24 protein-coding genes are annotated in these 26906 nt (G+C 68.7%); 16 read left to right on the top strand and 8 right to left on the bottom strand.

The window, feature by feature from the left end; translation table 11 throughout:
- Nucleotides 1–62 precede the first annotated feature (62 nt).
- The 3 genes from ACWGIH_RS31740 to ACWGIH_RS31730 form a co-directional block, all read right to left on the bottom strand.
- On the bottom strand, nt 63–1115 hold the full coding sequence (locus tag ACWGIH_RS31740) for a S1C family serine protease (protein ID WP_453452655.1): 1053 nt from the start codon (nt 1113–1115) through the stop codon (nt 63–65).
- Between the two features lie 171 nt (nt 1116–1286).
- Entirely contained in the window at nt 1287–1994 is a 708-nt protein-coding gene (locus ACWGIH_RS31735) for a class I SAM-dependent methyltransferase (protein WP_453452653.1), read from the bottom strand.
- A 74-nt stretch (nt 1995–2068) separates the two neighbouring features.
- On the bottom strand, nt 2069–2743 hold the full coding sequence (locus ACWGIH_RS31730; RefSeq protein ID WP_363208686.1) for a DUF3043 domain-containing protein: 675 nt from the start codon (nt 2741–2743) through the stop codon (nt 2069–2071).
- 219 nt (nt 2744–2962) lie between these two features.
- Here ACWGIH_RS31730 and ACWGIH_RS31725 point away from each other — a divergent pair, with 219 nt between their 5' ends.
- The 5 genes from ACWGIH_RS31725 to ACWGIH_RS31705 all read left to right on the top strand — a co-directional run bounded on the left by ACWGIH_RS31725 (nt 2963) and on the right by ACWGIH_RS31705 (nt 9519).
- Nucleotides 2963–3760 carry a PspA/IM30 family protein gene (locus tag ACWGIH_RS31725; protein ID WP_453452652.1) on the top strand — a complete coding sequence of 266 codons (798 nt, stop codon included), beginning with the start codon at nt 2963–2965 and terminating at the stop codon, nt 3758–3760.
- A 28-nt stretch (nt 3761–3788) separates the two neighbouring features.
- On the top strand, nt 3789–4067 hold the full coding sequence (pspAA, locus tag ACWGIH_RS31720) for a PspA-associated protein PspAA (RefSeq protein ID WP_453452650.1): 279 nt from the start codon (nt 3789–3791) through the stop codon (nt 4065–4067).
- Between the two features lie 237 nt (nt 4068–4304).
- Nucleotides 4305–5543 carry a sensor histidine kinase gene (locus tag ACWGIH_RS31715; RefSeq protein WP_453452648.1) on the top strand — a complete coding sequence of 413 codons (1239 nt, stop codon included), beginning with the start codon at nt 4305–4307 and terminating at the stop codon, nt 5541–5543.
- Nucleotides 5540–6220 (top strand): response regulator, encoded by a 681-nt coding sequence (locus ACWGIH_RS31710; protein WP_453452646.1) that lies wholly within the window; start codon nt 5540–5542, stop codon nt 6218–6220. Before ACWGIH_RS31715 ends, ACWGIH_RS31710 begins: the two co-directional genes overlap by 4 nt.
- 152 nt (nt 6221–6372) lie before the next feature.
- Nucleotides 6373–9519 (top strand): efflux RND transporter permease subunit, encoded by a 3147-nt coding sequence (locus tag ACWGIH_RS31705; RefSeq protein ID WP_453452644.1) that lies wholly within the window; start codon nt 6373–6375, stop codon nt 9517–9519.
- Between the two features lie 81 nt (nt 9520–9600).
- On the opposite strand, the gene nadA is transcribed toward ACWGIH_RS31705, so the two are convergent.
- The gene (gene nadA, locus ACWGIH_RS31700; protein ID WP_453450553.1) at nt 9601–10806 is read right to left on the bottom strand and encodes a quinolinate synthase NadA; all 1206 of its coding nucleotides are present in this window, start codon (nt 10804–10806) and stop codon (nt 9601–9603) included.
- 308 nt (nt 10807–11114) lie between these two features.
- Between nadA and ACWGIH_RS31695 the strand changes: the two genes are divergently transcribed.
- Nucleotides 11115–11471, top strand: coding sequence for a HesB/IscA family protein (locus ACWGIH_RS31695; RefSeq protein ID WP_365822849.1), 357 nt, complete (start codon nt 11115–11117; stop codon nt 11469–11471).
- A gap of 103 nt (nt 11472–11574) precedes the next feature.
- Here the strand turns inward: ACWGIH_RS31695 and ACWGIH_RS31690 are convergent, their stop codons facing one another.
- Both ACWGIH_RS31690 and ACWGIH_RS31685 read right to left on the bottom strand, forming a co-directional pair.
- A complete protein-coding gene (locus tag ACWGIH_RS31690) occupies nt 11575–13098 on the bottom strand; it encodes a hypothetical protein (protein WP_453450552.1) in 1524 nt (507 codons plus the stop codon).
- 143 nt (nt 13099–13241) lie between these two features.
- Entirely contained in the window at nt 13242–13460 is a 219-nt protein-coding gene (locus tag ACWGIH_RS31685) for a hypothetical protein (protein ID WP_453450551.1), read from the bottom strand.
- A 134-nt stretch (nt 13461–13594) separates the two neighbouring features.
- Here ACWGIH_RS31685 and ACWGIH_RS31680 point away from each other — a divergent pair, with 134 nt between their 5' ends.
- Complete coding sequence (locus tag ACWGIH_RS31680; protein WP_453450550.1) at nt 13595–14569, top strand: carbohydrate kinase family protein; 975 nt, start codon at nt 13595–13597, stop codon at nt 14567–14569.
- 30 nt (nt 14570–14599) lie between these two features.
- Here ACWGIH_RS31680 and ACWGIH_RS31675 read toward each other — a convergent pair whose 3' ends face one another.
- Nucleotides 14600–15979, bottom strand: coding sequence for an aminotransferase class V-fold PLP-dependent enzyme (locus tag ACWGIH_RS31675; protein ID WP_453450549.1), 1380 nt, complete (start codon nt 15977–15979; stop codon nt 14600–14602).
- 314 nt (nt 15980–16293) lie between these two features.
- On the opposite strand from ACWGIH_RS31675, the gene ctaC reads away from it, so the two are divergent.
- The 4 genes from ctaC (at nt 16294) to ACWGIH_RS31655 (ending at nt 20767) form a co-directional block, all read left to right on the top strand.
- On the top strand, nt 16294–17256 hold the full coding sequence (gene ctaC, locus ACWGIH_RS31670; protein WP_451202813.1) for an aa3-type cytochrome oxidase subunit II: 963 nt from the start codon (nt 16294–16296) through the stop codon (nt 17254–17256).
- Nucleotides 17253–18989 (top strand): aa3-type cytochrome oxidase subunit I, encoded by a 1737-nt coding sequence (ctaD, locus tag ACWGIH_RS31665; protein WP_453450548.1) that lies wholly within the window; start codon nt 17253–17255, stop codon nt 18987–18989. The genes ctaC and ctaD overlap by 4 nt, the downstream gene beginning before the upstream one ends.
- The gene (locus tag ACWGIH_RS31660) at nt 18986–19384 is read left to right on the top strand and encodes a cytochrome c oxidase subunit 4 (RefSeq protein ID WP_363208294.1); all 399 of its coding nucleotides are present in this window, start codon (nt 18986–18988) and stop codon (nt 19382–19384) included. The genes ctaD and ACWGIH_RS31660 overlap by 4 nt, the downstream gene beginning before the upstream one ends.
- Nucleotides 19385–19519: 135 nt before the next feature.
- Nucleotides 19520–20767: an Ig-like domain-containing protein gene (locus ACWGIH_RS31655; RefSeq protein WP_453450547.1), complete on the top strand. Its 1248-nt coding sequence runs from the start codon at nt 19520–19522 to the stop codon at nt 20765–20767.
- A 60-nt stretch (nt 20768–20827) separates the two neighbouring features.
- Here the strand turns inward: ACWGIH_RS31655 and ACWGIH_RS31650 are convergent, their stop codons facing one another.
- Nucleotides 20828–21229: a hypothetical protein gene (locus tag ACWGIH_RS31650; RefSeq protein WP_453450546.1), complete on the bottom strand. Its 402-nt coding sequence runs from the start codon at nt 21227–21229 to the stop codon at nt 20828–20830.
- Between the two features lie 179 nt (nt 21230–21408).
- Here ACWGIH_RS31650 and ctaE point away from each other — a divergent pair, with 179 nt between their 5' ends.
- The 5 genes from ctaE to trpD all read left to right on the top strand — a co-directional run bounded on the left by ctaE (nt 21409) and on the right by trpD (nt 26833).
- Nucleotides 21409–22029, top strand: coding sequence for an aa3-type cytochrome oxidase subunit III (ctaE, locus tag ACWGIH_RS31645; protein WP_363208291.1), 621 nt, complete (start codon nt 21409–21411; stop codon nt 22027–22029).
- Between the two features lie 82 nt (nt 22030–22111).
- On the top strand, nt 22112–22921 hold the full coding sequence (qcrC, locus tag ACWGIH_RS31640; protein ID WP_453450545.1) for a cytochrome bc1 complex diheme cytochrome c subunit: 810 nt from the start codon (nt 22112–22114) through the stop codon (nt 22919–22921).
- Entirely contained in the window at nt 22918–23973 is a 1056-nt protein-coding gene (gene qcrA, locus ACWGIH_RS31635) for a cytochrome bc1 complex Rieske iron-sulfur subunit (RefSeq protein ID WP_453450544.1), read from the top strand. The genes qcrC and qcrA overlap by 4 nt, the downstream gene beginning before the upstream one ends.
- Nucleotides 23970–25601, top strand: coding sequence for a cytochrome bc1 complex cytochrome b subunit (qcrB, locus tag ACWGIH_RS31630; RefSeq protein ID WP_453450543.1), 1632 nt, complete (start codon nt 23970–23972; stop codon nt 25599–25601). The genes qcrA and qcrB overlap by 4 nt, the downstream gene beginning before the upstream one ends.
- 167 nt (nt 25602–25768) lie before the next feature.
- Nucleotides 25769–26833, top strand: a complete 1065-nt coding sequence (gene trpD, locus ACWGIH_RS31625; RefSeq protein WP_453450542.1) for an anthranilate phosphoribosyltransferase — start codon at nt 25769–25771, stop codon at nt 26831–26833.
- Nucleotides 26834–26906: the final 73 nt, after the last annotated feature.

The raw sequence follows: 26906 nt of genomic DNA, 5'->3' as shown, positions 1-26906 counted from the left end.
GGGGTGAGTGACGCCCGAACGTGCGGGGGCGCCCGCTTCGAGCGGGCGCCCCCTCACGCGTCCTACATCTCGCCCAGCGTGACGTCGGCGGTCTTCTCGGAGCCGTCCCGTACGTACGTCACCTGCGCCTTGTCGCCCGGCTTCTCCCCGGCGAGCGCCTCGGAGAGCGAGGTGATCGTGGTGATCTCGGAGTCGCCGAGCTTGGTGATGATGTCGCCGTTCTCCAGGCCGGCCTCGGCCGCCCCGCCGTTCTTCTGGGCGTCGACGACGGCGACGCCCGCGGGCCTGTAGTCGTCGCCGAGGACCGTGCGCCCGGTGATGCCGAGCGCGGCCCGGCCCGAGTCGGTGACCTTGCCGTCCTTGATGATCTGGTCGGCGATGGTCTTCACCATCGCCGACGGGATCGCGAACCCGATCCCCGGCGCCGCGCTGTCGCCCATCTGCGGGTCGGTCGCGGCGAGCGTCGGGATGCCGATGACCTCGCTGTCGAGGGTGACCAGGGCGCCGCCGCTGTTGCCCGGGTTGATCGCGGCGGACGTCTGCACCATGTTCGCGATGGTGGCCCCGGCCGTGCCCTCCGTACGGGGCTCGCTCACGGTTCGTCCGGTGGCGGAGATGATGCCCTGCGTGACGCTGGACGACAGGCCGAGCGGGGAGCCCATGGCCAGCACGATCTGCCCGACCTTGGCCTTCGTGGAGTCCGCGAACTTCGCGGGCTTGAGCTTGCGCGGCGGGTCGTCGAGCTTGATGACGGCGAGGTCCTGCTCCGGGTAGGTGGCGACGAGCTTCGCGGTGAGGGCCTGCTCCCCGGTGGCCGTCGTGACCTTGAAGGTCTCCTCCTTGCCCACGACATGGGCGTTGGTGACGACGTGGCCCTTGTCGTCGTAGACGACACCGGAGCCGAGGCTGTCGGAGGCGTCGATCTGGACGACCGACGGCAGGACGTCCTCGATCACCTGCTGGTAGGCGCCCTGCAGATCGCTCTCCGCCATGGGAGCGGCCTGAGTGGTGGACTCACCGGAGTCCCCGGAACCGGCGCTCGAGCAGCCGGCGACGAGGAGCGCGGAGGCAAGGGAGGCGGACACGGTGATGGCACGGATACGCGAGGCAGTCATGCCCCGAGTGTCACGTCGGCCCCGATGCGCCGCCCTGAAATAGACCGCCGATCAGGGGGCATCGGCCTGTTCCAGCCCGCCGCCGGGAGCATTCGGCCCCAACCCACCCAATCCGCTGCGGGGTATTCGGGTGGGTGGGGCGGAAACATCCGCCGCGAAGCGACGGTTCAGTCAGTCCCGCACACCGCAGACGTGCAACAGAGCCGCGACCCGGCGATAGGGGTCGGTCCGCCCGGCCCGCTCCTCGGCGGCAAGCAGCGCCGCCAGTTCCGCGTCCTGCGGCGGTACGGCGTCATCCGCCGCGCCGTCGGTGAAGACCCGCACCCCGTACCAGGCATGCAGCGGCGCCGCGATCCCCGCGAGCGAAGCGGAGACGGCGTCGAGCCGATCGGCCCGCGCCTCCAGGCCGAGCCGATTGCGGTACACGGTGGAGTCGAAGGCGGCCATCGCCCCCGCCCAGTCCCCGGCGAGCCCCGGCCGCATGGCCAGCGCGTCCGCGTTCCGCACGAGAAGGGAGAGCAGCCCGCCGGGGGCCAGCATCCGGGCCAGGCCCGCGAGCAGCGCGTCCGGCTCCTCGACGTACATCAGGACGCCGTGGCACAGCACGACGTCGAAGCTGCCCGGCAGGAAATGCACCCCGGTCTCGCGGCCGTCGCCCTCGACGATCCGCACCCGGCCCTGGATCCCCTCGGGCTCGGCGGCGAGCGCGGCACGCGCCGCGGCCACCATCGCCGGATCCTGCTCGACGCCGGTCACCTTGTGCCCGGCGCGGGCGAGCCGCAGGGCCTGCGTGCCCTGGCCCATGCCCACGTCGAGCACCCGGAGCCGCTGCCCCACGGGGAAGCGCCCGGCTATCTGCTCGTCGAGCTGTCGGGTCACCAGCTCCTGGCGTACGGCGTTACGCAGGCCGCCCAGCTTCTCCAGCCACGCGGTGGCCCCGCCGGCGAATCCGCTCAGGGCCGCTCTCCGCGCTTGACCTGCGGCTTCGGCAGACGCAGCCGGCGCATCTGGAGCGTACGCATCAGGGCGTAGGCGACCGCGCCCTTCTTGCTCTCGCTCGGGAAGCGCTCGTTCAGGCGCTTCTTCAGACGGACCGCGGTCGTCACCGAGTCCACGATGATCAGGACGATCACGAAGAGCCAGAGGAGCAGCGCGATGTTCTGCAGCTGCGGGATCCGGACCATGCTCAGTACGAGGATGATCACGGCCAGCGGCAGGAAGAACTCGGCGATGCAGAACCGCGAGTCGACGAAGTCACGCGCGAACTTGCGCACGGGGCCCTTGTCGCGGGCGGGCAGATAGCGCTCGTCACCGCTGGCGAGCGCCTGACGCTGCTTGTCCATCTGGACGCGGCGTTCATTGCGCTGCCGCTTGGCCGCCTCCTTGCGCGTCACAGGCGTGTTGGCCACGCTGCGGCGCTGGGTCTGGGCCTCACTGCGCTTGGGCGTGGGGCGGCCCTTGGGGGCCTGCGGGTCACGGGGCTGCTGGGAGTCGGTCACCGGGGCCTTGGCTACCGGGGCCTTCTCGTCCTTGGATCGGCTACGGAACACAAAACCCAAGGGTACGGGGTGCGGACGTGTGGACCCCAGCCCCACGGGGAACGATCCGGCAACACCGGGCGTCTTGATTGTGTGGCTAAGGGGACGTTCCGTGTGGTTTACAAGCGGTTTTCGGGCGCTTACCGGGGGTGCACCTACTCCCTACGCCTGAGCCCGGCCGGACACAGTCGTCCTTGGGGATGAGCGCATCCGCACGCGAACAGTGCGGTAATGGATGCAGGGCCCGTACTGTGGGTTCTGAGCAGTACCTGGAGCTGGAAGTCCGTCAGAAGGGGGCGCGCGAAGCCCATGAGCGGTGTCATGAAGCGTATGGGGATGATCTTCCGCGCGAAGGCGAACAAGGCCCTTGACCGGGCCGAGGACCCGCGCGAAACCCTCGATTACTCGTACCAGAAGCAGCTCGAGCTGCTCCAGAAGGTGCGCCGTGGTGTCGCCGACGTGGCGACCTCGCGCAAGCGCCTCGAACTGCAGCTGACCCAGCTCCAGAAGCAGTCCTCGACCCTTGAGGACCAGGGCCGCAAGGCCCTCGCCCTCGGCCGTGAGGATCTTGCCCGCGAGGCGCTCTCGCGCCGTGCGGCCCTGCAGCAGCAGGTGACCGACCTGGAGACGCAGCACCAGACACTCCAGGGCGAGGAGGAGAAGCTCACCCTCGCGGCCCAGCGCCTGCAGGCCAAGGTCGACGCCTTCCGCACGAAGAAGGAGACGATCAAGGCCACGTACACCGCCGCCCAGGCGCAGACCCGGATCGGCGAGGCCTTCTCGGGCATCTCCGAGGAGATGGGCGACGTCGGCATGGCGATCCAGCGCGCCGAGGACAAGACCGCGCAGCTCCAGGCGCGGGCGGGCGCGATCGACGAACTGCTCGCCTCCGGTGCTCTCGACGACTCCTCCGGGCTCGCCAAGGACGACATCCAGTCCGAGCTGGATCGCCTCTCCGGTGGTACTGATGTAGAGCTGGAACTGCAGCGGATGAAGGCGGAACTGGCGGGTGGCTCGTCGGCGTCGCCGAAGCAGGCCATCGAGCCGGGTCAGGGCCAGCCCCAGACCCAGCAGCCGCAGGACACTCCGCGCTTCGACAAGCAGTAGTTCACCGCTCACGTCCGAGGAGGGCGACATGATCGTACGGATCATGGGGGAGGGGCAGGTGAAGCTGGCCGACAGCCACTTCACCGAACTGAACAAGCTGGACGACGACCTGCTCTCCGAGATGGAGAGCGGCGACGAGTCCGGCTTCCGCCGGACGCTGGGTGCTTTGCTGGACAAGGTCCGGGAGCTGGGCGAACCCCTCCCGGACGACGCCCTCGAACCCTCCGAGCTGATCCTCCCCGCGCCGGACGCGACGCTGGACGAGGTCCGGACGATGCTCGGCGACGACGGCTTGATCCCGGGCTAGACCGCCGCTTCGCGGCGGATGTCTCCCACTCACCCGCCCATTCCACAGCGGGTGCCAGGTGAGCCGGAGAACTGGATGCGGGGTAATCGAGTGGGTGGGCGGGAAGAATCCGGCGCGAAGCGCCGGGACAGGACAACCGGCCGGACGCGGCTCAGCCAGGGCTCAGCCGCAACGCCCCGCAGGGGCAAGCGGCAAGACGGGTCCCAGCAGCCCGCAGGGCCCCGTACGGTTTGAGGCGTGACCACTCTCGTGCGAGGCCGCTGCTGGGCCAAGGCGCACCCCCTGGCTGTGGACGGAACCCTCGCGGCAGCCGTCCTCGTGTGCATGGTCATCGGTTCCTTCGTCGAGCCGTACGGCCATGACGGCGGCCCCACCTGGGGCACCCGCACCCCGGGCATCCTCAGCCTCGTCCTGATGCTGCTCGGCGCCTCCGCGCTGATCTTCCGCCGCCGGGCCCCCTGGATCGTGCTCGCGGCGACCTGCACCTTCACCGTCGTCGACCTGGCCACCGGCGAATTCCGCGGCAGCGTCGTCATGAGCGCGGTCATCGCCCTCTACACCGTCGCCGCCACCACCAACCGCCCCACCACCTGGCGCGTCGGCCTGATCACCATGACCGGGCTCACCGCGGTGGCGATGCTGGCGGGCCCGCTGCCCTGGTACGCCCAGGAGAACCTCGGCATCTTCGCCTGGACCGGCATGGCCGCGGCCGCCGGTGACGCCGTCCGCAGCCGCCGCGCCTTCGTCGACGCCATACGCGAGCGCGCCGAACGCGCCGAACGCACCCGCGAGGAGGAGGCCCGGCGCCGCGTCGCCGAGGAGCGGCTGCGCATCGCCCGCGATCTGCACGACGTGGTCGCCCACCACATCGCCCTCGTGAACGTCCAGGCGGGAGTCGCCGCCCACGTCATGGACAAGCGGCCGGACCAGGCCAAGGAAGCCCTCTCCCACGTACGCGACGCCAGCCGCTCCGCGCTCAACGAACTGCGCGCCACCGTCGGCCTGTTGCGGCAGACCGGTGACCCCGAGGCGCCCACCGAGCCGGCCCCTGGCCTGGCCCGCCTCGACGACCTCGTCGAGACCTTCCGGCACGCGGGCCTGCCCGTCGAGGTGACCTGCGACGACACCGTGGCCGACCTGCCCGCCGGGGTCGACCTGGCCGCTTACCGCATCATCCAGGAAGCCCTCACGAACGTGCAGAAGCACGCGGGGGTGGGGGCCAAGGCCGAGGTCAGCGTCATCCGCGTGGGACCGAACGCCGAGGTCACGATCCTGGACGACGGCGGGGGCGAGAAGAAGGAACCAGCCGGCGAGAGCGACGGCGGCGGGCACGGCCTCCTCGGCATGCGCGAGCGCGTCAGCGCCCTGAACGGCCGCTGCACCGCGGGACCCCGCTACGGCGGCGGCTTCCGCGTCCATGCGATCCTGCCGGTCACGGCAACGCCGGTCAGCCCGGCAGAGGGAGGGACCGCGTGACGATCCGGGTGCTGCTCGCCGACGACCAGGCCTTGCTGCGCAGCGCGTTCAAGGTACTCGTCGACTCCGAGCCCGACATGGAGGTCGTCGCCGAGGCATCGGACGGCGCGGAGGCCGTCGAGCTCGCCAGATCCGAGGCAGCGGACGTGGTCCTGATGGACATCCGCATGCCCGGCACGGACGGCCTCGCCGCCACCCGGCTGATCAGCGCCGACCCCGAGCTGGCCCACGTACGCGTGGTCATGCTGACGACCTTCGAGGTCGACGAATACGTGGTGCAGTCGCTGCGCGCCGGTGCCTCCGGCTTCCTCGGGAAGGGCGCGGAGCCGGACGAACTGCTCGGCGCGATCCGGATCGCGGCCGCCGGTGACGCCCTGCTCTCCCCGGTGGCGACGAAAGGCCTGATCGCCAAGTTCCTTGCGCAGGGCGGCAGTTCGGACGGAGAGGGCGGGGTGCGCGGCGAGCGGCTCGACGCGCTCACCGGGCGTGAGCGCGAGGTGCTCGTACAGGTCGCGGGCGGTCACTCGAACGACGAGATCGCCGAACGCCTCGAGGTCAGCCCGCTCACCGTGAAGACGCACGTGAACCGTGCGATGGCGAAGCTGGGCGCCCGCGACCGGGCGCAACTCGTCGTCATTGCCTACGAATCGGGCCTGGTACGTCCAAGGGTGGAGTGATTGCGGGCGCGACGTACTGCACTCGCAGTATGCGCCGCATAAGAACGGGTCCTCGGAGTGACGATTCCTGCTCCGGACATGGCAGATCGTGTAGGGGGCACCGGCCCTGCCGGTGCCCGTTCCTGCGCAGTACGCCACAGAGAGAGACCACCATGTCCTGGCTGTCCCGGTTCAGCCTCGCCCAACGGGCCCTTGTCGGGCTGATATCGATCATCGCCCTCGTCTTCGGCGCGATCGCGATCCCTCAGCTCAAGCAGCAGCTGCTGCCCTCCATCGAACTGCCGATGGTGTCCGTCCTGGCCCCGTATCAGGGCGCGTCCCCCGATGTGGTGGAAAAGCAGGTCGTCGAACCTCTCGAGTCCTCGATCGACGCGGTCGACGGCATCACCGGCATCACCTCCACGGCGAGCGAGGGCAACGCCGTGATCATGGCCCAGTTCGACTACGGCAGCGGCTCCAAGCAGCTCGTCGCCGACGTCCAGCAGGCCGTGAACCGCGCCGGGGCCCAGCTCCCCGACGACGTGGACCCGCAGGTCATCGCGGGCTCCACGGACGACATCCCGACCGTGGTCCTCTCCGTCACCTCCGACAAGGACCAGCAGGCGCTCTCCGACCAGCTCGACCGCACCGTCGTGCCCTCCCTCAAGGACATCGACGGCGTAGCCCAGGTGACCGTCGACGGCGTGCGTGACATCCAGGTCGACGTCACCCCCGACGACAAGAAGCTGGCGAAGGCGGGCCTGACCCCGGCCGCGCTCGGCCAGGGCCTCCAGGCCGGCGGCGCCACGCTGCCCGCGGGCTCCTTCGACGAGGGCGGCAAGAACCGCACCGTCCAGGTCGGCGGCGGCTACACCTCCCTGAAGCAGATCCAGAACCTGATGGTCACCCCCGAGGCGGCGCCGGGGGAGCGGCCGGGCAAGCCGGTGCGCCTCAGTGATGTCGCCACGGTGAAGCAGACGCCTTCCGAGGCCACCTCCATCACGCGGACCAACGGCGAGCCCAGCCTCGCCCTCGCGATCACGATGGACCAGGACGGCAGCGCCGTCGCCATCTCCGACGCGGTCAAGGACAAGCTGCCCGACCTGCGCAAGGATCTGGGCGCGGGCTCCGACCTGACGGTCGCCAGCGACCAGGGCCCGGCGGTCTCCAAGTCCATCGACGGCCTCACCACCGAGGGCGCGCTCGGCCTGGTCTTCGCGGTCCTCGTCATCCTGGTGTTCCTGGCGTCGATCCGCTCGACGCTGGTCACCGCGGTCTCCATCCCGCTCTCGGTCGTCCTCGCCCTGATCGTGCTGTGGACGCGGGACCTCTCCCTCAACATGCTCACGCTCGGCGCGCTGACCATCGCCATCGGCCGCGTCGTCGACGACTCGATCGTGGTCCTGGAGAACATCAAACGTCACCTCGGATACGGCGAGGAGCGCGAGGACGCGATCATCAAGGCGGTCAAGGAGGTCGCGGGCGCCGTGACGTCCTCGACCCTGACGACCGTCGCGGTGTTCCTGCCGATCGGCCTGGTCGGCGGCATGGTGGGCGAGCTCTTCGGCTCCTTCTCGCTGACGGTCACGGCGGCGCTCCTGGCCTCCCTGCTCGTCTCGCTGACGGTCGTGCCCGTCCTCTCGTACTGGTTCCTGCGTCCCCCCAAGGACGTCCGCGGCGCCGACCCGGAGGAGGCCCGCCGCAAGGCAGAGGAGAAGGAGGCGAAGAGCAGGCTGCAGCGCTTCTACGTCCCGGTGCTCCGCTTCGCCACCCGGCGCCGCTTCACCAGCCTCGTCATCGCGGTCGTGGTCCTCGTGGGCACGTTCGGCATGGCACCGCTCCTGAAGACCAACTTCTTCGACCAGGGCGAGCAGGAAGTCCTGACCATCAAGCAGGAGTTGAAGCCGGGCACCAGCCTGGCGGCGTCCGACGCCTCGGCCAAGAAGGTCGAGAAGATGCTGGACGGTCTCGACGAGATCAAGGACTACCAGGTCACGGTCGGCAGTTCCGGTTTCATGGCGGCCTTCGGCGGCTCCACGGACACCAACCAGGCCTCGTACACCCTGACGCTCAAGGACAAGTCCTCGTACGACGCGACGCAGGACAAGGTCGAGGAGGAGCTCGGCAAGCTCTCCGGCATCGGCCAGACGTCCATCGCGGCCGGTGACGGCTTCGGCAGCCAGGATCTGAGCGTGGTCGTCAAGGCCGCCGACGGCGACGTCCTGCGCAAGGCCTCCGACGAGGTGCGTGACGAGGTCGCGAAGCTCGACGACGTCACGGACGTGCAGAGCGACCTGTCGCAGAGCATCCCGCGGATCTCGGTCAAGGCGAACTCGAAGGCCGCCGCGGCCGGGTTCAACGACACCACCCTCGGCCAGGCCGTCGCCCAGTCGGTCCGCGGCACCAAGAGCGGCAAGGCGATCCTGGACGACACCGAGCGCGACATCGTGGTGAAGTCTGCGCGGCCCGCGAAGACGGTCGCCGAGCTGCGCAAGCTGAACCTCGGCCCCGCGAAGCTCGGTGACATCGCCGACGTCAAGCTGGTCGAAGGACCGGTCTCCATGACCCGTATCGACGGCGCCCGCGCCGCGACGATCACCGCCAAGCCGACCGGCGAGAACACCGGCGCCGTCAGCGCCGACCTCACCAAGAAGCTCGACGCGCTGAAGCTGCCGGACGGCGCCACGGCGTCCATCGGCGGCGTCTCCGAGGACCAGGACGAGGCGTTCGCCTCGCTCGGCCTCGCGATGCTCGCGGCGATCGCGATCGTCTTCATGCTGCTCGTGGCGACGTTCCGCTCGCTCGTGCAGCCGCTGATCCTGCTGGTCTCGATCCCGTTCGCGGCCACGGGCGCCATCGGCCTGCTGATCGCCACCGACACCCCGATGGGTGTCCCGGCGATGATCGGCATGCTGATGCTGATCGGCATCGTGGTGACGAACGCGATCGTCCTGATCGACCTGATCAACCAGTACCGCGGGCAGGGTCACGGCGTGGTCGAGGCGGTCATCGAGGGCGGCCGTCACCGGCTCCGCCCGATCCTGATGACGGCCCTGGCGACCATCTTCGCCCTGCTCCCGATGGCCCTCGGCATCACGGGCGAGGGCGGCTTCATCGCCCAGCCGCTCGCGGTGGTCGTCATCGGCGGCCTGATCACGTCGACGCTCCTGACCCTCCTCCTCGTCCCGACGCTGTACGCGATGGTGGAACTCCGCAAGGAGAAGAGGCGCACGAAGCGCGAGGCGAAGCGCGCCAAGAAGGCAGGCGTCCCGCCGCAGGCGGCCGCGGACTCCGGGGACCAGGAGCCCGCGAAGATCTGACGCCACCCGCAAGGAGCGCTGAACGCGGTAAGGGGCACCCGGCAATGCCGGGTGCCCCTTACCGCGTGAGAACCATCAGGCCTACGGCAACGCCAGCATCCGCTCCAGCGCCAGCTTCGCGAACTGCTCGGTCTCGCGGTCGACCTCGATCTGGTTGACCAGCTTGCCCTCGGCCAGGGACTCCAGGGCCCAGACCAGGTGCGGCAGGTCGATCCGGTTCATGGTCGAGCAGAAGCAGACCGTCTTGTCGAGGAAGACGATCTCCTTGTCCTCGGCGGCGAAACGGTTCGCCAGGCGGCGTACGAGGTTCAGCTCGGTCCCGATGGCCCACTTGGAACCGGCGGGGGCCGCCTCCAGGGTCTGGATGATGTGCTCCGTGGAGCCCACGTAGTCCGCCGCGGCCACGACCTCGTTCTTGCACTCGGGGTGCACCAGGACGTTCACGCCGGGAATCCGCGCGCGCACGTCCTCCACGGACTCCAGCGAGAAGCGCCCGTGCACCGAGCAGTGCCCGCGCCACAGGATCATCTTCGCGTCACGCAGCTGCTGAGGCGTCAGGCCGCCGTTCGGCTTGTGCGGGTTGTAGAGCACGCAGTCGTCGAGCGAGAGGCCCATGTCGCGGACCGCGGTGTTCCGGCCGAGGTGCTGGTCGGGCAGGAAGAGGATCTTCTCGCCCTGCTCGAAGGCCCACTCCAGGGCCCGCTTGGCGTTGGACGAGGTGCAGATCGTCCCGCCGTGCTTGCCGGTGAAGGCCTTGATGTCGGCCGAGGAGTTCATGTACGAGACGGGCACGACCTGCTCGGATATCCCGGCCTCGGCCAGCACGTCCCAGCACTCCGCGACCTGCTCGGCGGTGGCCATGTCGGCCATCGAGCAGCCGGCGGCCAGGTCCGGCAGGACGACCTTCTGGTCGTCGGTGGTCAGGATGTCCGCGGACTCGGCCATGAAGTGCACGCCGCAGAAGACGATGTACTCCGCCTCCGGCCTGGCGGCCGCGTCCTTGGCCAGCTTGAAGGAGTCGCCGGTGACATCCGCGAACTGGATGACCTCGTCGCGCTGGTAGTGGTGGCCGAGCACGAAGACCTTGTCGCCGAGCTTCTCCTTGGCGGCGCGGGCGCGTTCCACCAGGTCGGGGTCGGAGGGCGACGGCAGATCGCCGGGGCACTCCACGCCGCGCTCGCTCTTGGGGTCCGCCTCGCGGCCGAGCAGCAGCAGAGCGAGCGGTGTGGGCTGAACATCGAGTTCCACGAGGTCCACGGGGGACTGGGCGGTGGTCACGACACGCACCCTTTCTGAATGTGATGAGCGCGGCGGCAGCCGCTCCGGTGGAGCCGGTGCTTGCACCGGGAGCCTTCTCGTCTAATTGACGTTATCTATCATAACCGCTTCACGTCAGTTTGACGATGCCCATAGTGTCGATGTGACGCGTTCGCCTCCGACGGGTCGGTGCCCCGCCGGGCGGCATGTGCGAGCATGAAGGGACAGACAGCCGAGAGACAGTCGAGAGACACATGCACTCGGCCCGGAATGAATCCGCGGCCCCGCCGGTTGCAACCGTCGGCAAGCAGTCTCCGTACAACCCGGGAGAGAAGCAGATGTCCGTATCGGACGAGACCACCACCGTGAGCGACGGCATCCTCCTGTCCGACGCCGCCGCGGCCAAGGTCAAGGGCCTTCTGGAGCAGGAGGGCCGGGACGACCTGGCGCTGCGCGTCGCCGTTCAGCCCGGCGGCTGCTCCGGCCTTCGCTACCAGCTGTTCTTCGACGAGCGCTCGCTCGACGGCGACGTGATCAAGGACTTCGACGGCGTGAAGGTCGTCACCGACCGGATGAGCGCTCCGTACCTGGGCGGCGCTTCCATCGACTTCGTCGACACCATCGAGAAGCAGGGCTTCACGATCGACAACCCGAACGCCACGGGCTCCTGCGCCTGCGGCGACTCGTTCAGCTAGACCGGTACGTACCGAGCTGAGTCCGTACTGAGCTGAGTTCGCACGTACGAAGGCGGCCCCCGAAGCGTTTCGGGGGCCGCCTTCGAGTGTGTCCGCGGTGCTGCTACTTGCGCGGCACCGTCCCGCCGCCCTTAGCGTCCACGACCTTGCGCTCGCCGAGCGGCTGGTCGAGGGTCACGGTCTTGGTGATCTCCTTGGCCATCATCACGCAGACCTCGCCCTTCTTGTGGGTCTCCGTGACCTCCACGCGCACGCTGCTCTTGCTCTCGTCGGCCGAAAGCGAGTAGTCGCTGCAGACGCCGCCCCAAAAGCGCACCGTCAGGGACTTGCCGTCCGCGCGGTAGGACTCGACGCGCGCGGTCGGGTCCTGCTTGCCCGCGTCCGGCTCCTCGGTGGGCGCCGGGGTGGCGGGCGGAGTGCTCGGCGAGGTGAGGAACTTCGGCTCCACCGCCGTGTGCGTCACCGTGAAGGTGTCCTGCGCGCCCTGCGGCTTCACGTCGAACAGCCAGGAGGGCACCAGCGCCTGGCGCCCGTCCACGAACTGCACCGCGAGCCCGAAGGTGGCGCCCTTCACCGTGACCGGCTGCGGCTTCGGAGGCGCGGAGGAAGGCTCCTCGCACGGCGCCTTCGTCCCCTTCTCGACCGCGGGTCCTTCACCCTCCGAGCTGTCCGCGGTGTCGCCCGCGGGGTTCGGCACCGCCGACGCGCAGCCGCCGATGCCGACCCGGCCGCCGCCGTCGCTCGACGCGTTGAGCTGGTCCAGGGTCTTCTCGGCGCTGATCACCGGGTACGTGGCGCCCTTCTCCGGCGCCTTCAACTGGCCGCTGCCGCCGACCACTTGGCCGTCCGAGCCGACCTGGATACCGGTCGACCAGCCGTACGTCGGCAGGCCGCCCACCTTCGGGTCGGCGTTCACCACCCGTACGCCGCCCATGAGTTGACCCGCGTCCAGCTTCGCGTCGTCCTGGCCCACGGCCTTCAGGACCGGCGCCGCGGCCTTCTTCGCCGCGCTCTCGCCGACCGCGTCACCCTCGCCGTTCGGCGCGGCGGACGGCCCCGAGGCCTCCGAACAGGGCTTGCCCTTCTCGCAGTTGTCGCTGCCGCCGGTGGCGTACTTCGTGAACGTCCAGGTGCCGGGCGCCTGCTTGCTCACCTGGAGCGAGGGGCCGGAACCGTCCTTCGTGGGGCCGATCTTCCAGGCGCCGTCCTGTGACGTGGGCTTGCCCGTGACGCCGAGGGCCTTGGCCAGCTCGGTGACCTGGTCCTGGCTTACGGTGCCCCGCGCGTGGTACACGGCTGCCTCGTCGGGGCCGCCGGGCAGCTTGCCCTCGGCGCGGTAGGCGGCGCCGTTCGGATCGGGCTCGCCGGGGGCGATGCCGCTGGTGTCGCCGGTGCCGCCTTCCCGCCGGTCGCCGTCCGTGTGGCCGTCGAGGGCCAGGGGTGGGGGCGTGCCGCCGTCGGCGGCGGGAGAACTGCCGTTGCCGTCGCTGCCGCCTGAGGCGGTCGCGGCGAAATAGGCGCCGCCGCCACCGACGAGCAGCACCGTGGCCGCCACCGACGCGACGGCAAGGCGGGAACGCCGCCGATGCTGCTCGGCCGCGTCATGAACGGGTCGCTCGGTGCTCACCGCATCGCTCCTTCGACTGCACTGCTGTCCCTGGAGGCCCATGGGCGGGCCTCGTTCGTATTCCGCGTCCCCTTTACGGGGGACAGCGGTGGGACGCAGCGGGGGAGCGCGCGGTTCCCTCGGCGCGCGCCGACGCCCCTGGCTCAGTCGCCGTACTCGGACATGCCGTCGATCAGCCGCGCGGAGGCGGACGGAACGCTGACGCCATGGATCAGCGCGGGCGACACCGGGGCGGTCGCGGCGGCCGCCGGGGCCACCCAGTGCGGGGCCATGCGGGCGCAGTCGCCACGCAAGGTCTCCAGGGACTCGGCGGGCAGCTCGACGGGACGGGCGTTCACGACATGCTTCGAGATAACGGCCATAACCGCACCGTACGCATCGCACACCTCGCGAAAAAAGACCTACTAACGGGTAGTTTGGCCTCTTCAGCGGGGGTGCACCGACCCGGTAGCGTGAAGTGTCAACCCCCGCCTCTCCTCCACAGGAGCATGCCGTCGTGCGTATCGCAGTCACCGGCTCCATCGCCACCGACCACCTGATGACCTTCCCCGGCCGCTTCGCCGACCAACTGGTCGCGGATCAGCTGCACACGGTTTCTCTCTCGTTCCTGGTCGACGCCCTGGACGTACGCAGGGGAGGTGTCGCCGCCAACATCTGCTTCGGAATGGGCCAGCTCGGCACGGACCCGATCCTGGTCGGAGCCGCGGGCTCGGACTTCGGCGAGTACCGCGCCTGGCTCGACCGGCACGGCGTGGACACGGCGTCGGTCCGTATCTCCGAGACGCTGCACACGGCACGCTTCGTGTGCACCACGGACGCCGACCACAACCAGATCGGCTCGTTCTACACGGGCGCGATGAGCGAGGCCCGCCTCATCGAACTGAAGACCGTGGCCGACCGCGTGGGCGGCCTCGACCTGGTCCTCATCGGCGCGGACGACCCCGAGGCGATGATGCGCCACACCGAGGAGTGCCGGACGCGCGGGATCCCCTTCGCCGCGGACTTCTCCCAGCAGATCGCGCGCATGGACGGCGAGGAGATCCGTACCCTCCTGGACGGCTCGACGTACCTCTTCTCGAACGAGTACGAGAAGGGGCTCATCGAGTCCAAGACCGGCTGGACCGACGCCGAGATCCTCTCCCGGGTCGGCCACCGCGTGACCACCCTCGGCCCCAACGGCGTGCGCATCGAGGCCGCGGGCCAGGACCCGATCGAGGTCGGCGTCCCCGAGGAGAAGGCGAAGGTCGAGCCCACCGGTGTCGGCGACGGGTTCCGCGCGGGCTTCCTCTCGGGCCTGTCCTGGGGCGTGTCCCTGGAGCGCTCGGCGCAGCTCGGCTGCATGCTCGCCACCCTGGTCATCGAGAACGTCGGCACCCAGGAGTACGAGCTGCACCGCAGCGACTTCATGGACCGCTTCACCAAGGCGTACGGCGATGAGGCGGCGTCCGAGGTCCAGGCCCGCCTGGTCTGACCCCGCCCGGCCTGACCCCGCCCGGCCCGGTCAGGAGCTCCGGCGGACCACATAGGCACTGCCGTGGTCCGCCGGCTCCTCGCCCACGTACTCCTGTCCCCGCATCTCGCACCACGCCGGGATGTCGAGCCGCGCGGCCTCGTCGTCGGCGAGGACCGTGACCGTGCCGCCCACCGGCACGTCCCCGATGACCTTCGCCAGCTCGATGACGGGGAGCGGGCAGCGCTTGCCGAGCGCGTCGACCACGAGCGAGCCGGACTCCGCACGCGGGGCCGAGGCCACCGGTGCGCCCAGTTGCTCCCGTACGCCGGCCACCACGCCCGGCAGAACCCCCAGAAAACGCTCGACGTCCGCTTCCTGGGTCCCCCGTGGGAGTGACACCCGGACGTTGCCCTCGCTCAGCACGCCCATCGCCTTCAGGACATGGCTCGGGGTCAGCGTCGAGCTGGTGCAGGACGAGCCGGACGACACCGAGAAGCCCGCCCGGTCCAGCTCGTGCAGCACCGTCTCCCCGTCGACATAGAGACACGAGAAGGTCACCAGGTGGGGCAGGCGCCGCTCCGGATCGCCCACCACCTCCACGTCAGGCACCAGACCCGGCACCCGCGCCCTGATCCGCTCGGTCAACTCCCGCAGCCGTGCGCCCTCCTCGGCGGCCTCGGCCTGCACGGCACGCAGCGAGGCCGCGGCGGCGACCACCGCCGGGATGTTCTCGGAGCCGGGGGCGCGCCCCGACTCCCGCTCGTCGGCGGGACCTTGCGGGGCGAACCGCACCCCCTTGCGGACCACCAGCAGCCCCACGCCCGCGGGCCCGCCCCACTTGTGGGCACTGGCGGTGAGCAGCGACCACTCCCCGCCCACCGGGCCCCACGGCAGCGACTGCGCGGCGTCCACCAGGAGCGGCACCCCGGCGGCCCGACACGCCGACGCGACCTCGGCCACCGGCTGCTCCGTGCCCACCTCGTGGTTGGCGGACTGCAGGCAGGCGAGCGCCGTGTCGGGGCGCAGACCGGCGGTGTACGCATCCGTGGACACCGCCCCCGACCGGCCCACGGGGATCTCCGACACCGCCCCGCCGTCGGCTTCGAGCGCCGCCGCCGCATGGAGCACCGAAGAGTGTTCGACCGCCGACACCACCAGATGGCGCCCGACACGCCGACGCCCCGCGAGGGCCCCGGCCATTCCGGAGTGCACCGCCCGCGTACCCGAAGAGGTGAAGGAGAGCTCGTCGGGGCGGCACCCCACGGCCTCCGCTGCGGCCTCCCGCGCGGCGTCGAGCAGCAGCCTGGCCCGCCGCCCCTCGCGATAGAGCCGTGCGGGATCGGCCCACCCCTCGTCGAGCGAGGCCTGCAGGGCCTGCCGGGCCACGGGGTGCAGGGGAGCGGAGGAGGCGACATCGAAGTAGGACACGGGGCAACGCTAAGCGCCCCGCAGGGCCGCGAGGAACGGCGCGGCCCGCCCCCACGGACCCGCAGTCGCGGACGGAGAGGTTCCGCCCAGCCGGTGGGCAGCCGACCCCCCGTCAGAAGGCAGCCGCAGGCAGGGCGCCCACCCTTCGGAGTGACCCGCGGCGCGTTAGGCACCCTCCCCGCGCGACCCCAAATAGCGTCCAGTAAGGTTTGGCCCGCATAAACATCCAAACCCCTGCCCGCCGCAGGGCGGCGACCGACGACCGAGAAGGCCGCACCCGACCGCGCGGGCCGAGACTCTCGGGAAGGCGCTACGTGAGTCCCAACGGCTCCGACCGCTCGTCGCGGCGCCCGATGCGGCGGAAGCTGCCGCAGGTGCTGACTGCGGGCCTGATCTTGGCAACCGCGACAGGTTGCACATACAAGGACTTTCCCCGCCTTGGTATGCCCACCCCCGTAACGGAGGAGGCTCCCCGGATCCTCTCCCTCTGGCAGGGCTCGTGGGCGGCAGCGCTCGCCACGGGCGTGCTGGTCTGGGGTCTGATCCTGTGGAGTGTCATCTTCCACCGGCGCAGCCGCACCAAGGTCGAGGTACCTCCGCAGACGCGTTACAACATGCCCATCGAGGCGCTCTACACGGTGGTGCCTCTCATCATCGTCTCGGTGCTCTTCTACTTCACGGCACGTGATGAGACGAAGCTCCTCGCTCTCGAGGACAAGCCCGCCCACACGGTCAACGTGGTCGGCTACCAGTGGAGCTGGGGCTTCAACTACATCGAGGACGTGCCGGGTTCCGACAAGGGAGACGCGAAGTCTGCCAAGGAGCTGGAGGCCATCCCGGACAAGTTCCGAGATGCGTTCCCGTCCAACGCCGGTGGCGTCTACGACGTCGGTACGCCCGGCCAGCGGAACCCGCAGAACGGCAACCCCGGTCCGACCCTCTGGCTCCCCAAGGGCGAGAAGGTCCGGTTCGTGCTGACTTCGCGTGACGTCATCCACTCCTTCTGGGTGGTGCCGTTCCTCATGAAGCAGGACGTCATCCCGGGCCACACGAACGCCTTCGAGGTGACTCCGAACAAGGAGGGCACCTTCATGGGCAAGTGCGCCGAGCTCTGCGGTGTCGACCACTCCCGGATGCTCTTCAACGTCAAGGTCGTTTCCCCCGAGCGCTACCAGAAGCACCTCGAGGACCTGGCGAAGAAGAACCAGACCGGTTACATCCCGGCCGGCATCGAGCAGACGAAGCACGAGAAGAACCGGGAGACGAACAACCTGTGAGCATCCTCAACGAACCTCAGGGTGCCGCGGCAGCAGAAGACTCGTACGAGGACGAGCTGCCGGTACGGCGCAAGCAGCCGGGCAACGTGGTGATCAAGTGGCTGACGACCACCGACCACAAGACCATCGGCACGCTCTACCTGGTCACGTCGTTCGCGTTCTTCTGCATCGGCGGCGTCATGGCGCTCTTCATGCGCGCCGAACTCGCTCGTCCCGGCTCGCAGATCATGTCGAACGAGCAGTTCAACCAGGCGTTCACGATGCACGGCACGATCATGCTGCTGATGTTCGCGACGCCGCTGTTCGCCGGATTCGCGAACTGGATCATGCCGCTGCAGATCGGCGCGCCCGACGTGGCGTTCCCGCGGCTGAACATGTTCGCGTACTGGCTGTACCTCTTCGGCTCGCTCATCGCGGTGGCCGGCTTCCTCACCCCGCAGGGTGCGGCCGACTTCGGCTGGTTCGCCTACTCCCCGCTGTCGGACGCCGTCCGCTCGCCGGGCATCGGCGCCGACATGTGGATCATGGGTCTGGCCTTCTCCGGCTTCGGCACGATCCTCGGCTCGGTCAACTTCATCACCACGATCATCTGCATGCGCGCACCCGGCATGACGATGTTCCGGATGCCGATCTTCGTGTGGAACGTCCTGCTGACCGCGGTTCTGGTCCTGCTGGCCTTCCCGGTTCTGGCCGCCGCGCTGTTCGCCCTGGAGGCGGACCGTAAATTCGGCGCCCATATCTTCGACGCGTCCAACGGCGGCGCGTTGCTGTGGCAACACCTCTTCTGGTTCTTCGGCCATCCAGAGGTGTACATCATCGCGTTGCCATTCTTCGGAATCATTTCCGAGGTCATCCCGGTCTTCTCCCGTAAGCCGATGTTCGGTTACATGGGTCTGATCGGCGCGACGATCGCCATCGCGGGTCTCTCCGTGACCGTGTGGGCGCACCACATGTACGTCACCGGTGGCGTGCTCCTACCGTTCTTCTCCTTCATGACGTTCCTGATCGCCGTGCCAACGGGCGTGAAGTTCTTCAACTGGATCGGAACGATGTGGAAGGGCTCACTGAGTTTCGAGACACCGATGCTCTGGGCCGTCGGCTTCCTGATCACCTTCACCTTCGGTGGTCTGACCGGCGTCATCCTGGCCTCGCCGCCGATGGACTTCCACGTCTCCGACTCGTACTTCGTGGTCGCGCACTTCCACTACGTCGTCTTCGGCACCGTGGTCTTCGCGATGTTCTCCGGCTTCCACTTCTGGTGGCCGAAGTTCACCGGCAAGATGCTGGACGAGCGGCTCGGCAAGATCACCTTCTGGACGCTGTTCATCGGCTTCCACGGCACGTTCCTGGTGCAGCACTGGCTGGGCGCCGAGGGCATGCCGCGTCGTTACGCGGACTACCTCGCGGCCGACGGTTTCACCGCCCTGAACACGATCTCGACGATCTCCTCGTTCCTGCTGGGCCTGTCGATCCTGCCGTTCTTCTACAACATCTGGAAGACGGCCAAGTACGGCAAGAAGATCGAGGTCGACGACCCGTGGGGCTACGGCCGTTCGCTCGAGTGGGCGACGTCCTGCCCGCCGCCGCGGCACAACTTCCTCACCCTGCCGAGGATCCGTTCCGAATCCCCGGCGTTCGACCTGCATCACCCTGAGATCGCGGCTCTCGACCAGCTCGAGAACAGCGGCCACGGTGACAAGGCGCTCGCGGGCGGCAAGGAGGCCGGCAAGTGAAGGTCCAAGGCAAGATGTTCATCTGGCTGAGCGTCTTCGTGCTCGTCATGGCGATCGTCTACGGCTGGTGGTCGAAGGAGCCCGCGGGTACGACCGCACTGTTCCTGGCCTTCGGTCTGTGCATCATGATCGGCTACTACCTGGCCTTCACGGCCCGGCGTGTCGACGCGGCCGCACAGGACAACAAGGAGGCCGACGTAGCGGACGAGGCCGGCGAGGTGGGCTTCTTCAGCCCGCACAGCTGGCAGCCGCTCTCGCTGGCCATCGGTGGCGCGCTCGCCTTCATGGGCGTCGTCTTCGGCTGGTGGCTGCTGTACTTCTCGGCCCCCATCCTGATGATCGGCCTCTTCGGCTGGGTCTTCGAGTACTACCGGGGCGAGAACCAGACCCAGTGAGTCTGTGACCTCCCGCTCCACCGAAGGGCCCGGACACTCCGTCAGGAGCGTCCGGGCCCTTTCGGCGTGTCGCGCTTGACACTCGTACGGGTCACTCGGCGCGCCGGAGCCGAGGAACGTCCATACCGTGAGTTCATGAGCCACTCACCGCGAATCCGCACGGTACTGAGCTGCACCTTGCTGGTGGCCGCCCTCGGGGTGGGAACCACGGCGTGCGGCAGCTCCGACGGCCATCCGCTCTCGGCGAAGCCGTACGACGCGGCCGGCCAGATCGCCTTCAACGGCCCGGTGGGCAGTCAGAAGGCGGATCCGGACAAGCCCCTGGAGGTGACCGCCCAGGGCGAGGACGGGCGCATCACCGACGTGACGGCCACCGACGCGCAGGGGCGGTACGTGGCGGGTGAACTCGCCGCCGACGGCGCCCGTTGGCACAGCACGGAGCCTCTCGCGGCGGGCGCGCACTACACGGTGCGCGTCAGCACGGAGGACGAGGAGGGCTCACCAGGCCGCAAGGTCCTGACGTTCGAGACGAACGAGGCGGCCAAGAAGAAGCGGCTCGACGTCACCTTCGGCCCCGAATCCGGCAAGTACGGGGTGGGGCAGCCGGTCACGGCCAAGCTCAGCGCCAAGGTGAAGGACAAGAAGGCCAGGGCCATCGTGGAGCGCTCGCTGAAGGTCGAGACGCAGCCCGCCACGAAGGGCGTGTGGCACTGGGTGGACAGCCAGACGCTGCACTACCGGCCCAAGGAGTACTGGCCCGTGGGCGCCACCGTCAACGTCCGGAGCAACCTCGCGGGCATCAAGGTCCGCGACAAGCTCTGGGGCGGCGAAGCGAAGCCGCTGCGGATGACCATCGGCGACCGCATCGAGGCCGTGACGGACGCCGGTTCGCACTGGATGACCGTCTACCGCAACGGCGAGGAGATCAACTCCATCCCGGTGACGACGGGCAAGCCCGGCTACTCCACGCGCAACGGCGTCAAGGTGGTGCTGGGCAAGGAGTACTCCGTACGTATGACCAGTGCCAGCATCGGCGCATCGGACTTCTACGACAAGATGGTCTACTACGCGACGCGGGTCACCGACTCAGGTGAGTACGTGCACGCCGCCCCCTGGTCGGTCGGCTCGCAGGGGAACGCGAACACCAGCCACGGCTGCACGGGCATGAGCACCGGCAACGCCGCCTGGTTCTACGAGACCGTCCGGCAGGGCGACATCGTGCGGGTCGTCAACAGCAACGGCGCGGACATGGACCCGTTCGGCAACGGCTTCGGCGACTGGAACGTCGGCTGGAAGAACTGGCGGGACGGCAGCGCGCTGCTCGGCGGGGCCAAGGAAGGCCCCACGGCGCTCGACGCGGCCCGGCTGCGGCCGCAGGTCTAGCAGCTCCGCAGAACAGCACAGAAGGCCCCGGGCCGAGGCGCGGGGCCTTCTGCCGTGGCGTCAGGCCTGGACGGCCAGCTTGTCGCGCAGGAGCGAGGCCAGGGAGTTCGCGAACTCGACCGGATCGACCGGAAGGGTCACCGCGGCCTCCGCGCGGCTCCAGGTGGCCAGCCAGGCGTCCTGCGGGCGCCCCATGAGCAGGAGGACGGGCGGGCACCGGAAGATCTCGTCCTTGAGCTGACGGCAGACCCCCATGCCGCCGACAGGGGTGGCCTCGCCGTCCAGGACGCAGACGTCGACGCCGCCCCGGTCGAGTTCCTTCAGCACTGCCGGCAGCGTCGCGCACTCGATGAACTCGACCGCGGGAACGTCCGCCGCCGGCCTGCGTCCGGTGGCCAACCGGACCTGCTCGCGGGTGCTCGCGTTGTCGCTGTAGACCAGCACCGTGGCGGTCGGCTGCATTGTTCCTCCGCTTCGTTGAGGGGCTCTCGGCCAGGGGCCGATGCGCGGATGCTACTCCTCCGGACACCCCGTCAACAGCGGTTCGGACAGCCCTTCGATGGGCCATACGGGCAGGACACACCCCGCAGACACTCCGAACGGCACCCCCCGGGGTGAGGGCGGGATAAGCGACCGACATAATGTCGGTCGTGGCGACAGCAACGACAGTAGATACCGGGCACGCGCACCCGCCGGTCAATCGGCCGAACCTCACCAGCGTCGGAACCATCATTTGGCTGAGTTCCGAGCTGATGTTCTTCGCGGCCCTCTTCGCGATGTACTTCACCCTGCGATCGGTGACAGGACCTGAGCACTGGAAGGAAATGGCGTCCGCGCTGAACTTCCCGTTCTCGGCGACGAACACCACGATCCTGGTGCTCTCCTCTCTCACGTGTCAGCTAGGCGTGTTCGCCGCTGAGCGTGGTGACGTGAAGAAGCTCCGGATGTGGTTCATCGTCACCTTCATCATGGGTGCGGTCTTCATCGGCGGTCAGGTCTTCGAGTACACCGAGCTGGTCAAGCACGAGGGCCTTTCGCTCTCGTCCGACCCGTACGGATCGGTGTTCTACCTGACCACCGGCTTCCATGGCATGCATGTGACAGGCGGTCTCATCGCCTTCCTGCTGGTCCTCGGCAGGACGTACGCGGCCAAGAGGTTCACCCATGAGCAGGCGACCGCAGCCATCGTCGTGTCCTACTACTGGCACTTCGTCGATGTTGTCTGGATCGGTCTCTTTGCCACGATCTACATGATCAAGTAAACGGGGCCGGGCCCAGCCGGGCCCGACGTTCCGACTCATTCCAGAAGCATCGACGCAGAAGATCCTGACACCGGGGTAATCCGTGAAAAAGCTCTCCGCACGACGACGCCACCCGCTGGCGGCGGTCGTCGTCCTACTCCTCGCGCTGGCGGCCACCGGGGGGCTGTACGCCGCGTTCGCACCCGCGGACAAGGCGCAGGCCGACGACACCGCCCAGTCCCTCGCCATCGACGAGGGCAAGAAGTTGTACTCCGTGGGCTGCTCCAGCTGCCACGGAACCGGCGGTCAGGGGTCCTCCGACGGTCCTAGCCTGGTGGGCGTCGGCGCAGCCGCCGTCGACTTCCAGGTCAGCACCGGCCGTATGCCGCTCCAGCAGCCGGGCGCCCAGGCGCCGAAGAAGAAGGCCATCTACAACCAGGCCCAGATCGACCAGCTCGCGGCGTACATCGCCTCGCTGGGCGCGGGCCCGACCATCCCCACCGAGAAGCAGTACAGCCCGGACGGGGCGGACATCGCCAAGGGTGGCGAGCTGTTCCGCACCAACTGCGCGCAGTGCCACAACTTCACCGGTGAGGGTGGCGCGTTGACGAAGGGCAAGTTCGCTCCTTCGTTGGAGGATGTCTCCCCGAAGCACATCTACGAGGCCATGCAGACCGGCCCGCAGAACATGCCGTCCTTCCCCGACACCGTGATGCCGGAGAAGAACAAGAAGGACATCATCGCGTACCTCGACGCGGTCAACGGCGAACAGACCGAGAGCCCTGGCGGTCTCAAGCTGGGCGGCCTGGGTCCGGTCAGTGAAGGCCTGTTCGGCTGGATCTTCGGTCTCGGCTCGCTGATCGCGGTCGCCGTGTGGGTCGCCGCTCGGACCGCAAAGGCCAAGAAGTCATGAGTAGCCAAGAGAAATCAGAAGAGAACCTGCCCAGCGTGCAGGAGACCGAGCACGGCTCGGTGGCGGTCGCGGACGAGAACCCGTTCGCCGACCCGGGCCTTCCGCCCCATGAGCACCGTGTCCAGGACATCGACGAGCGGGCCGCCAAGCGGTCCGAGCGTGCGGTCGCCTTCCTGTTCACGCTGTCGATGCTCGCCACGATCGGCTTCATCGCCTCGTACGTGGCGTTCCCGGTCGACAAGCGCGTCTACATCTGGCCGATCGGCCACATCAGCGCGCTGAACTTCTCCCTGGGCATGACCCTGGGCGTGGCGCTCTTCTGCATCGGCGCGGGCGCGGTCCACTGGGCCCGCACCCTGATGTCCGACGTGGAGGTCGCCGACGAGCGGCACCCCATCGAGGCCGAGCCCGAGGTCAAGGCCAAGGTCATGGCCGACTTCAAGGCCGGTGCCGCGGAGTCGCAGTTCGGCCGGCGCAAGCTGATCCGCAACACGATGTTCGGCGCGCTCGCCATGGTGCCGCTCTCCGGCGTCGTCCTGCTGCGCGACCTCGGTCCGCTGCCGGAGGACAAGCTGCGGCACACCCTGTGGGCCAAGGGCAAGCTGCTCGTGAACATGAACACGAACGAGCCGCTGCGCCCGTCGGACGTCCAGGTCGGCTCGCTGACCTTCGCCAAGCCCGAGGGCCTGGAGGAGCACGATCACGACTTCCAGAAGGAGATCGCCAAGGCGGCCCTGATGATCGTCCGGATCCAGCCGGACAACATCAAGGACAAGCAGGAGCTCGAGTGGTCGCACGACGGTGTCGTCGCGTACTCCAAGATCTGCACCCACGTCGGTTGCCCGATCTCCCTGTACGAGCAGCAGACGCACCACGTCCTCTGCCCGTGCCACCAGTCCACCTTCGACCTCTCCGACGGTGCCCGAGTGATCTTCGGCCCGGCCGGTCACGCGCTGCCGCAGCTGCGCATCGGCGTGAACGAAGAGGGCTACCTCGAGGCGCTCGGCGACTTCGCTGAGCCCGTCGGTCCTGCTTTCTGGGAGCGCGGATGAGCACTAAGACGACTGAGACGCGTAAGAAGGAGGCGCCCGCCGGTGAGCGGGTCGCCGACTGGGCCGACGGACGTCTGGGGATCTACTCCCTGGCCAAGGCCAACATGCGCAAGATCTTCCCGGACCACTGGTCCTTCATGCTCGGTGAGATCTGCCTCTACAGCTTCATCATCATCATCCTCACGGGTGTGTACCTGACCCTGTTCTTCCACCCGTCGATGAACGAGGTGGAGTACCACGGCAGCTACATCCCGCTGCAGGGTCAGCTGATGTCCGAGGCGTTCAACTCGACCATGCACATCAGCTTCGATGTGCGCGGTGGTCTGCTGATCCGGCAGATCCACCACTGGGCGGCGCTGATCTTCCTCGCGGCGATGTTCGTGCACATGATGCGCGTCTTCTTCACGGGTGCCTTCCGCAAGCCCCGCGAGGTCAACTGGGTCTTCGGCTTCCTGCTGTTCGTCCTGGGCATGTTCACCGGCTTCACCGGTTACTCGCTCCCTGACGACCTGCTCTCCGGAACCGGTGTGCGCTTCATGCAGGGCGCCGTCCTGTCCGTGCCGATCGTGGGCACGTACCTGGCGATGTTCCTGTTCGGCGGGGAGTTCCCCGGCGGCGACTTCGTGGCCCGGTTCTACTCGGTGCACATCCTGCTGCTGCCGGGCATCATGCTCGGGCTCGTGGTGGCGCACCTGATCCTGGTCTTCTACCACAAGCACACCCAGTTCGCGGGTCCCGGCAAGACGAACAAGAACGTCGTCGGCATGCCGCTGCTTCCCGTGTACATGGCGAAGGCCGGAGGCTTCTTCTTCCTGGTCTTCGGTGTGATCGCGGCCATCTCGGCGATCGCCACGATCAACCCGATCTGGGCGCTCGGTCCCTACCGTCCGGACCAGGTCTCCACCGGAGCTCAGCCCGACTGGTACATGGGCTTCTCCGAAGGCCTGATCCGTGTCATGCCGGGCTGGGAGATCAACGCCTGGGGTCACACGCTCGTCCTGGGCGTGTTCATCCCGCTGGTGATCTTCCCGCTGGTCCTGGTCGCGATCGCGGTCTACCCGTTCATCGAGTCCTGGGTCACCGGCGACAAGCGCGAGCACCACATCCTGGACCGCCCGCGCAACGTCCCGACCCGTACGGGCTTCGGCGTCGCGTGGATCACCTGGTACATGGTGCTGCTGATCGGTGGTGGAAACGACCTCTGGGCCACGCACTTCCACCTGTCGATCAACGCGATCACCTGGTTCGTGCGCATCGCCTTCTTCGTGGCACCGGTCCTCGCCTTCGTCATCACCAAGCGGATCTGCCTGGGTCTGCAGCGGCGTGACAAGGAGAAGGTCCTGCACGGCCGCGAGTCGGGCATCATCAAGCGCCTGCCGCACGGTGAGTTCATCGAGGTCCACGAGCCGCTCAACCAGGAGCAGCTGCACACGCTCACCGCGCATGAGCAGTACGCGCCGCTCGAGATCGGCCCCGCGGTCGACGAGAACGGCGTCGAGCGCAAGGTGTCCGGTTCGCAGAAGCTCCGGGCCAAGCTCAGCAAGGGCTACTACGGGGAGGACAACCAGATCCCCAAGCCCACCACCGAGGAGTACAAGGAGATCACCAGCGGCCACGGCCACCACTGATCCTCCGAACGCTCTGACGTTCTGACCACGGTCGCCACGGCGAGAGCCCCGTCCCATGCATCCAGTGCATGGACGGGGCTCTTTGCCGTCCCCCGGGCTGGATAAGGTGTTCCCGTCCCCGTGTACCGGGATGCTTTCTTCCTACGCTGACGAACCCAGGAGCGGCTATGAGCGCTGTGACCCCCGCAGGAGGCAACACCGCGGCGGCCCGTTCCTGGCCGGGTGTGCTGAACGGCCTGCTCGAAGGACGTGACCAGAGCACCGAGGACACGGCCTGGGCCATGGACCGCATCATGCGGGGCGAGGCGACCGACGCGCAGATCGCGGGCTTCGTCGTGGCCCTGCGGGCCAAGGGCGAGACCGTGGAGGAGATCTCCGGCCTCGTACGCACGATGTACGAGCACGCCAATGTGATCGAGGTGCCGGGGCGGACCGTCGACATCGTCGGCACCGGTGGCGACGGCGCCAAGACGGTCAACATCTCCACGATGTCCGCGATCGTGGCCGCCGGCGCGGGCGCGAAGGTCGTCAAGCACGGCAACCGCGCGGCCTCCAGCGCCTCGGGAGCCTCCGACGTCCTGGAGAAGCTCGGGGTGAACCTGGAGCTGCCGCTGGAGCGGGTCGTCGAGGTGGCCGAGGAAGCGGGGATCACCTTCTGCTTCGCCGTGAAGTTCCACCCGGCGCTGCGGCACGCGGGTGGGGCGCGCAGCCAGCTGGGCATCAGGACCGTCTTCAACGCCCTCGGTCCGCTCACCAACCCGGCCAAGGTGCGGGCCCAGGCGGTCGGGGTCGCCGACCCGAGGATGGCGCCGATCGTGGCCGGGGTCTTCGCCGAGCGCGGGAACTCCTCCCTGGTCTTCCGCGGCGACGACGGCCTCGACGAGCTGACGACCACGTCGACCTCCCGGGTCTGGGTGGTGCGGGACGGAGCCGTGCGCGAGGAGGCCTTCGACCCGCGGGACGTGGGCATCGACCTCGTCCCCGTCGAGGCGCTGCGGGGCGCCGACGCCTCGTACAACGCCGAGGTGGCGCTGCGCCTCCTGGACGGCGAGAAGGGCCCTGTGCGGGACGCCGTCCTGCTCAACACGGCGGCGGCCCTGGTGGCCCTCTCGCCGGGTGAGGGGACCCTGGTGGAGCAGATCGGCGCCGGCATCGCGAAGGCGGCCGAGGCGATCGACTCCGGGGCGGCGAAGAAGGCCCTCGAGCTGTGGGTGGCCGCCAGCAACAGGTGAGTGTGGTGCCTACCGCAGTCCGGATGCCGGACTGCGGTGGGCACCGGGAAGATCGTGTGGCAAGATGCTGCGC

The sequence above is a fragment of the Streptomyces sp. NPDC054872 genome, from assembly GCF_053610705.1.
Note: the sequence above shows the minus strand (reverse complement) of the source record. Positions and strands in the feature narration are given on the sequence as shown.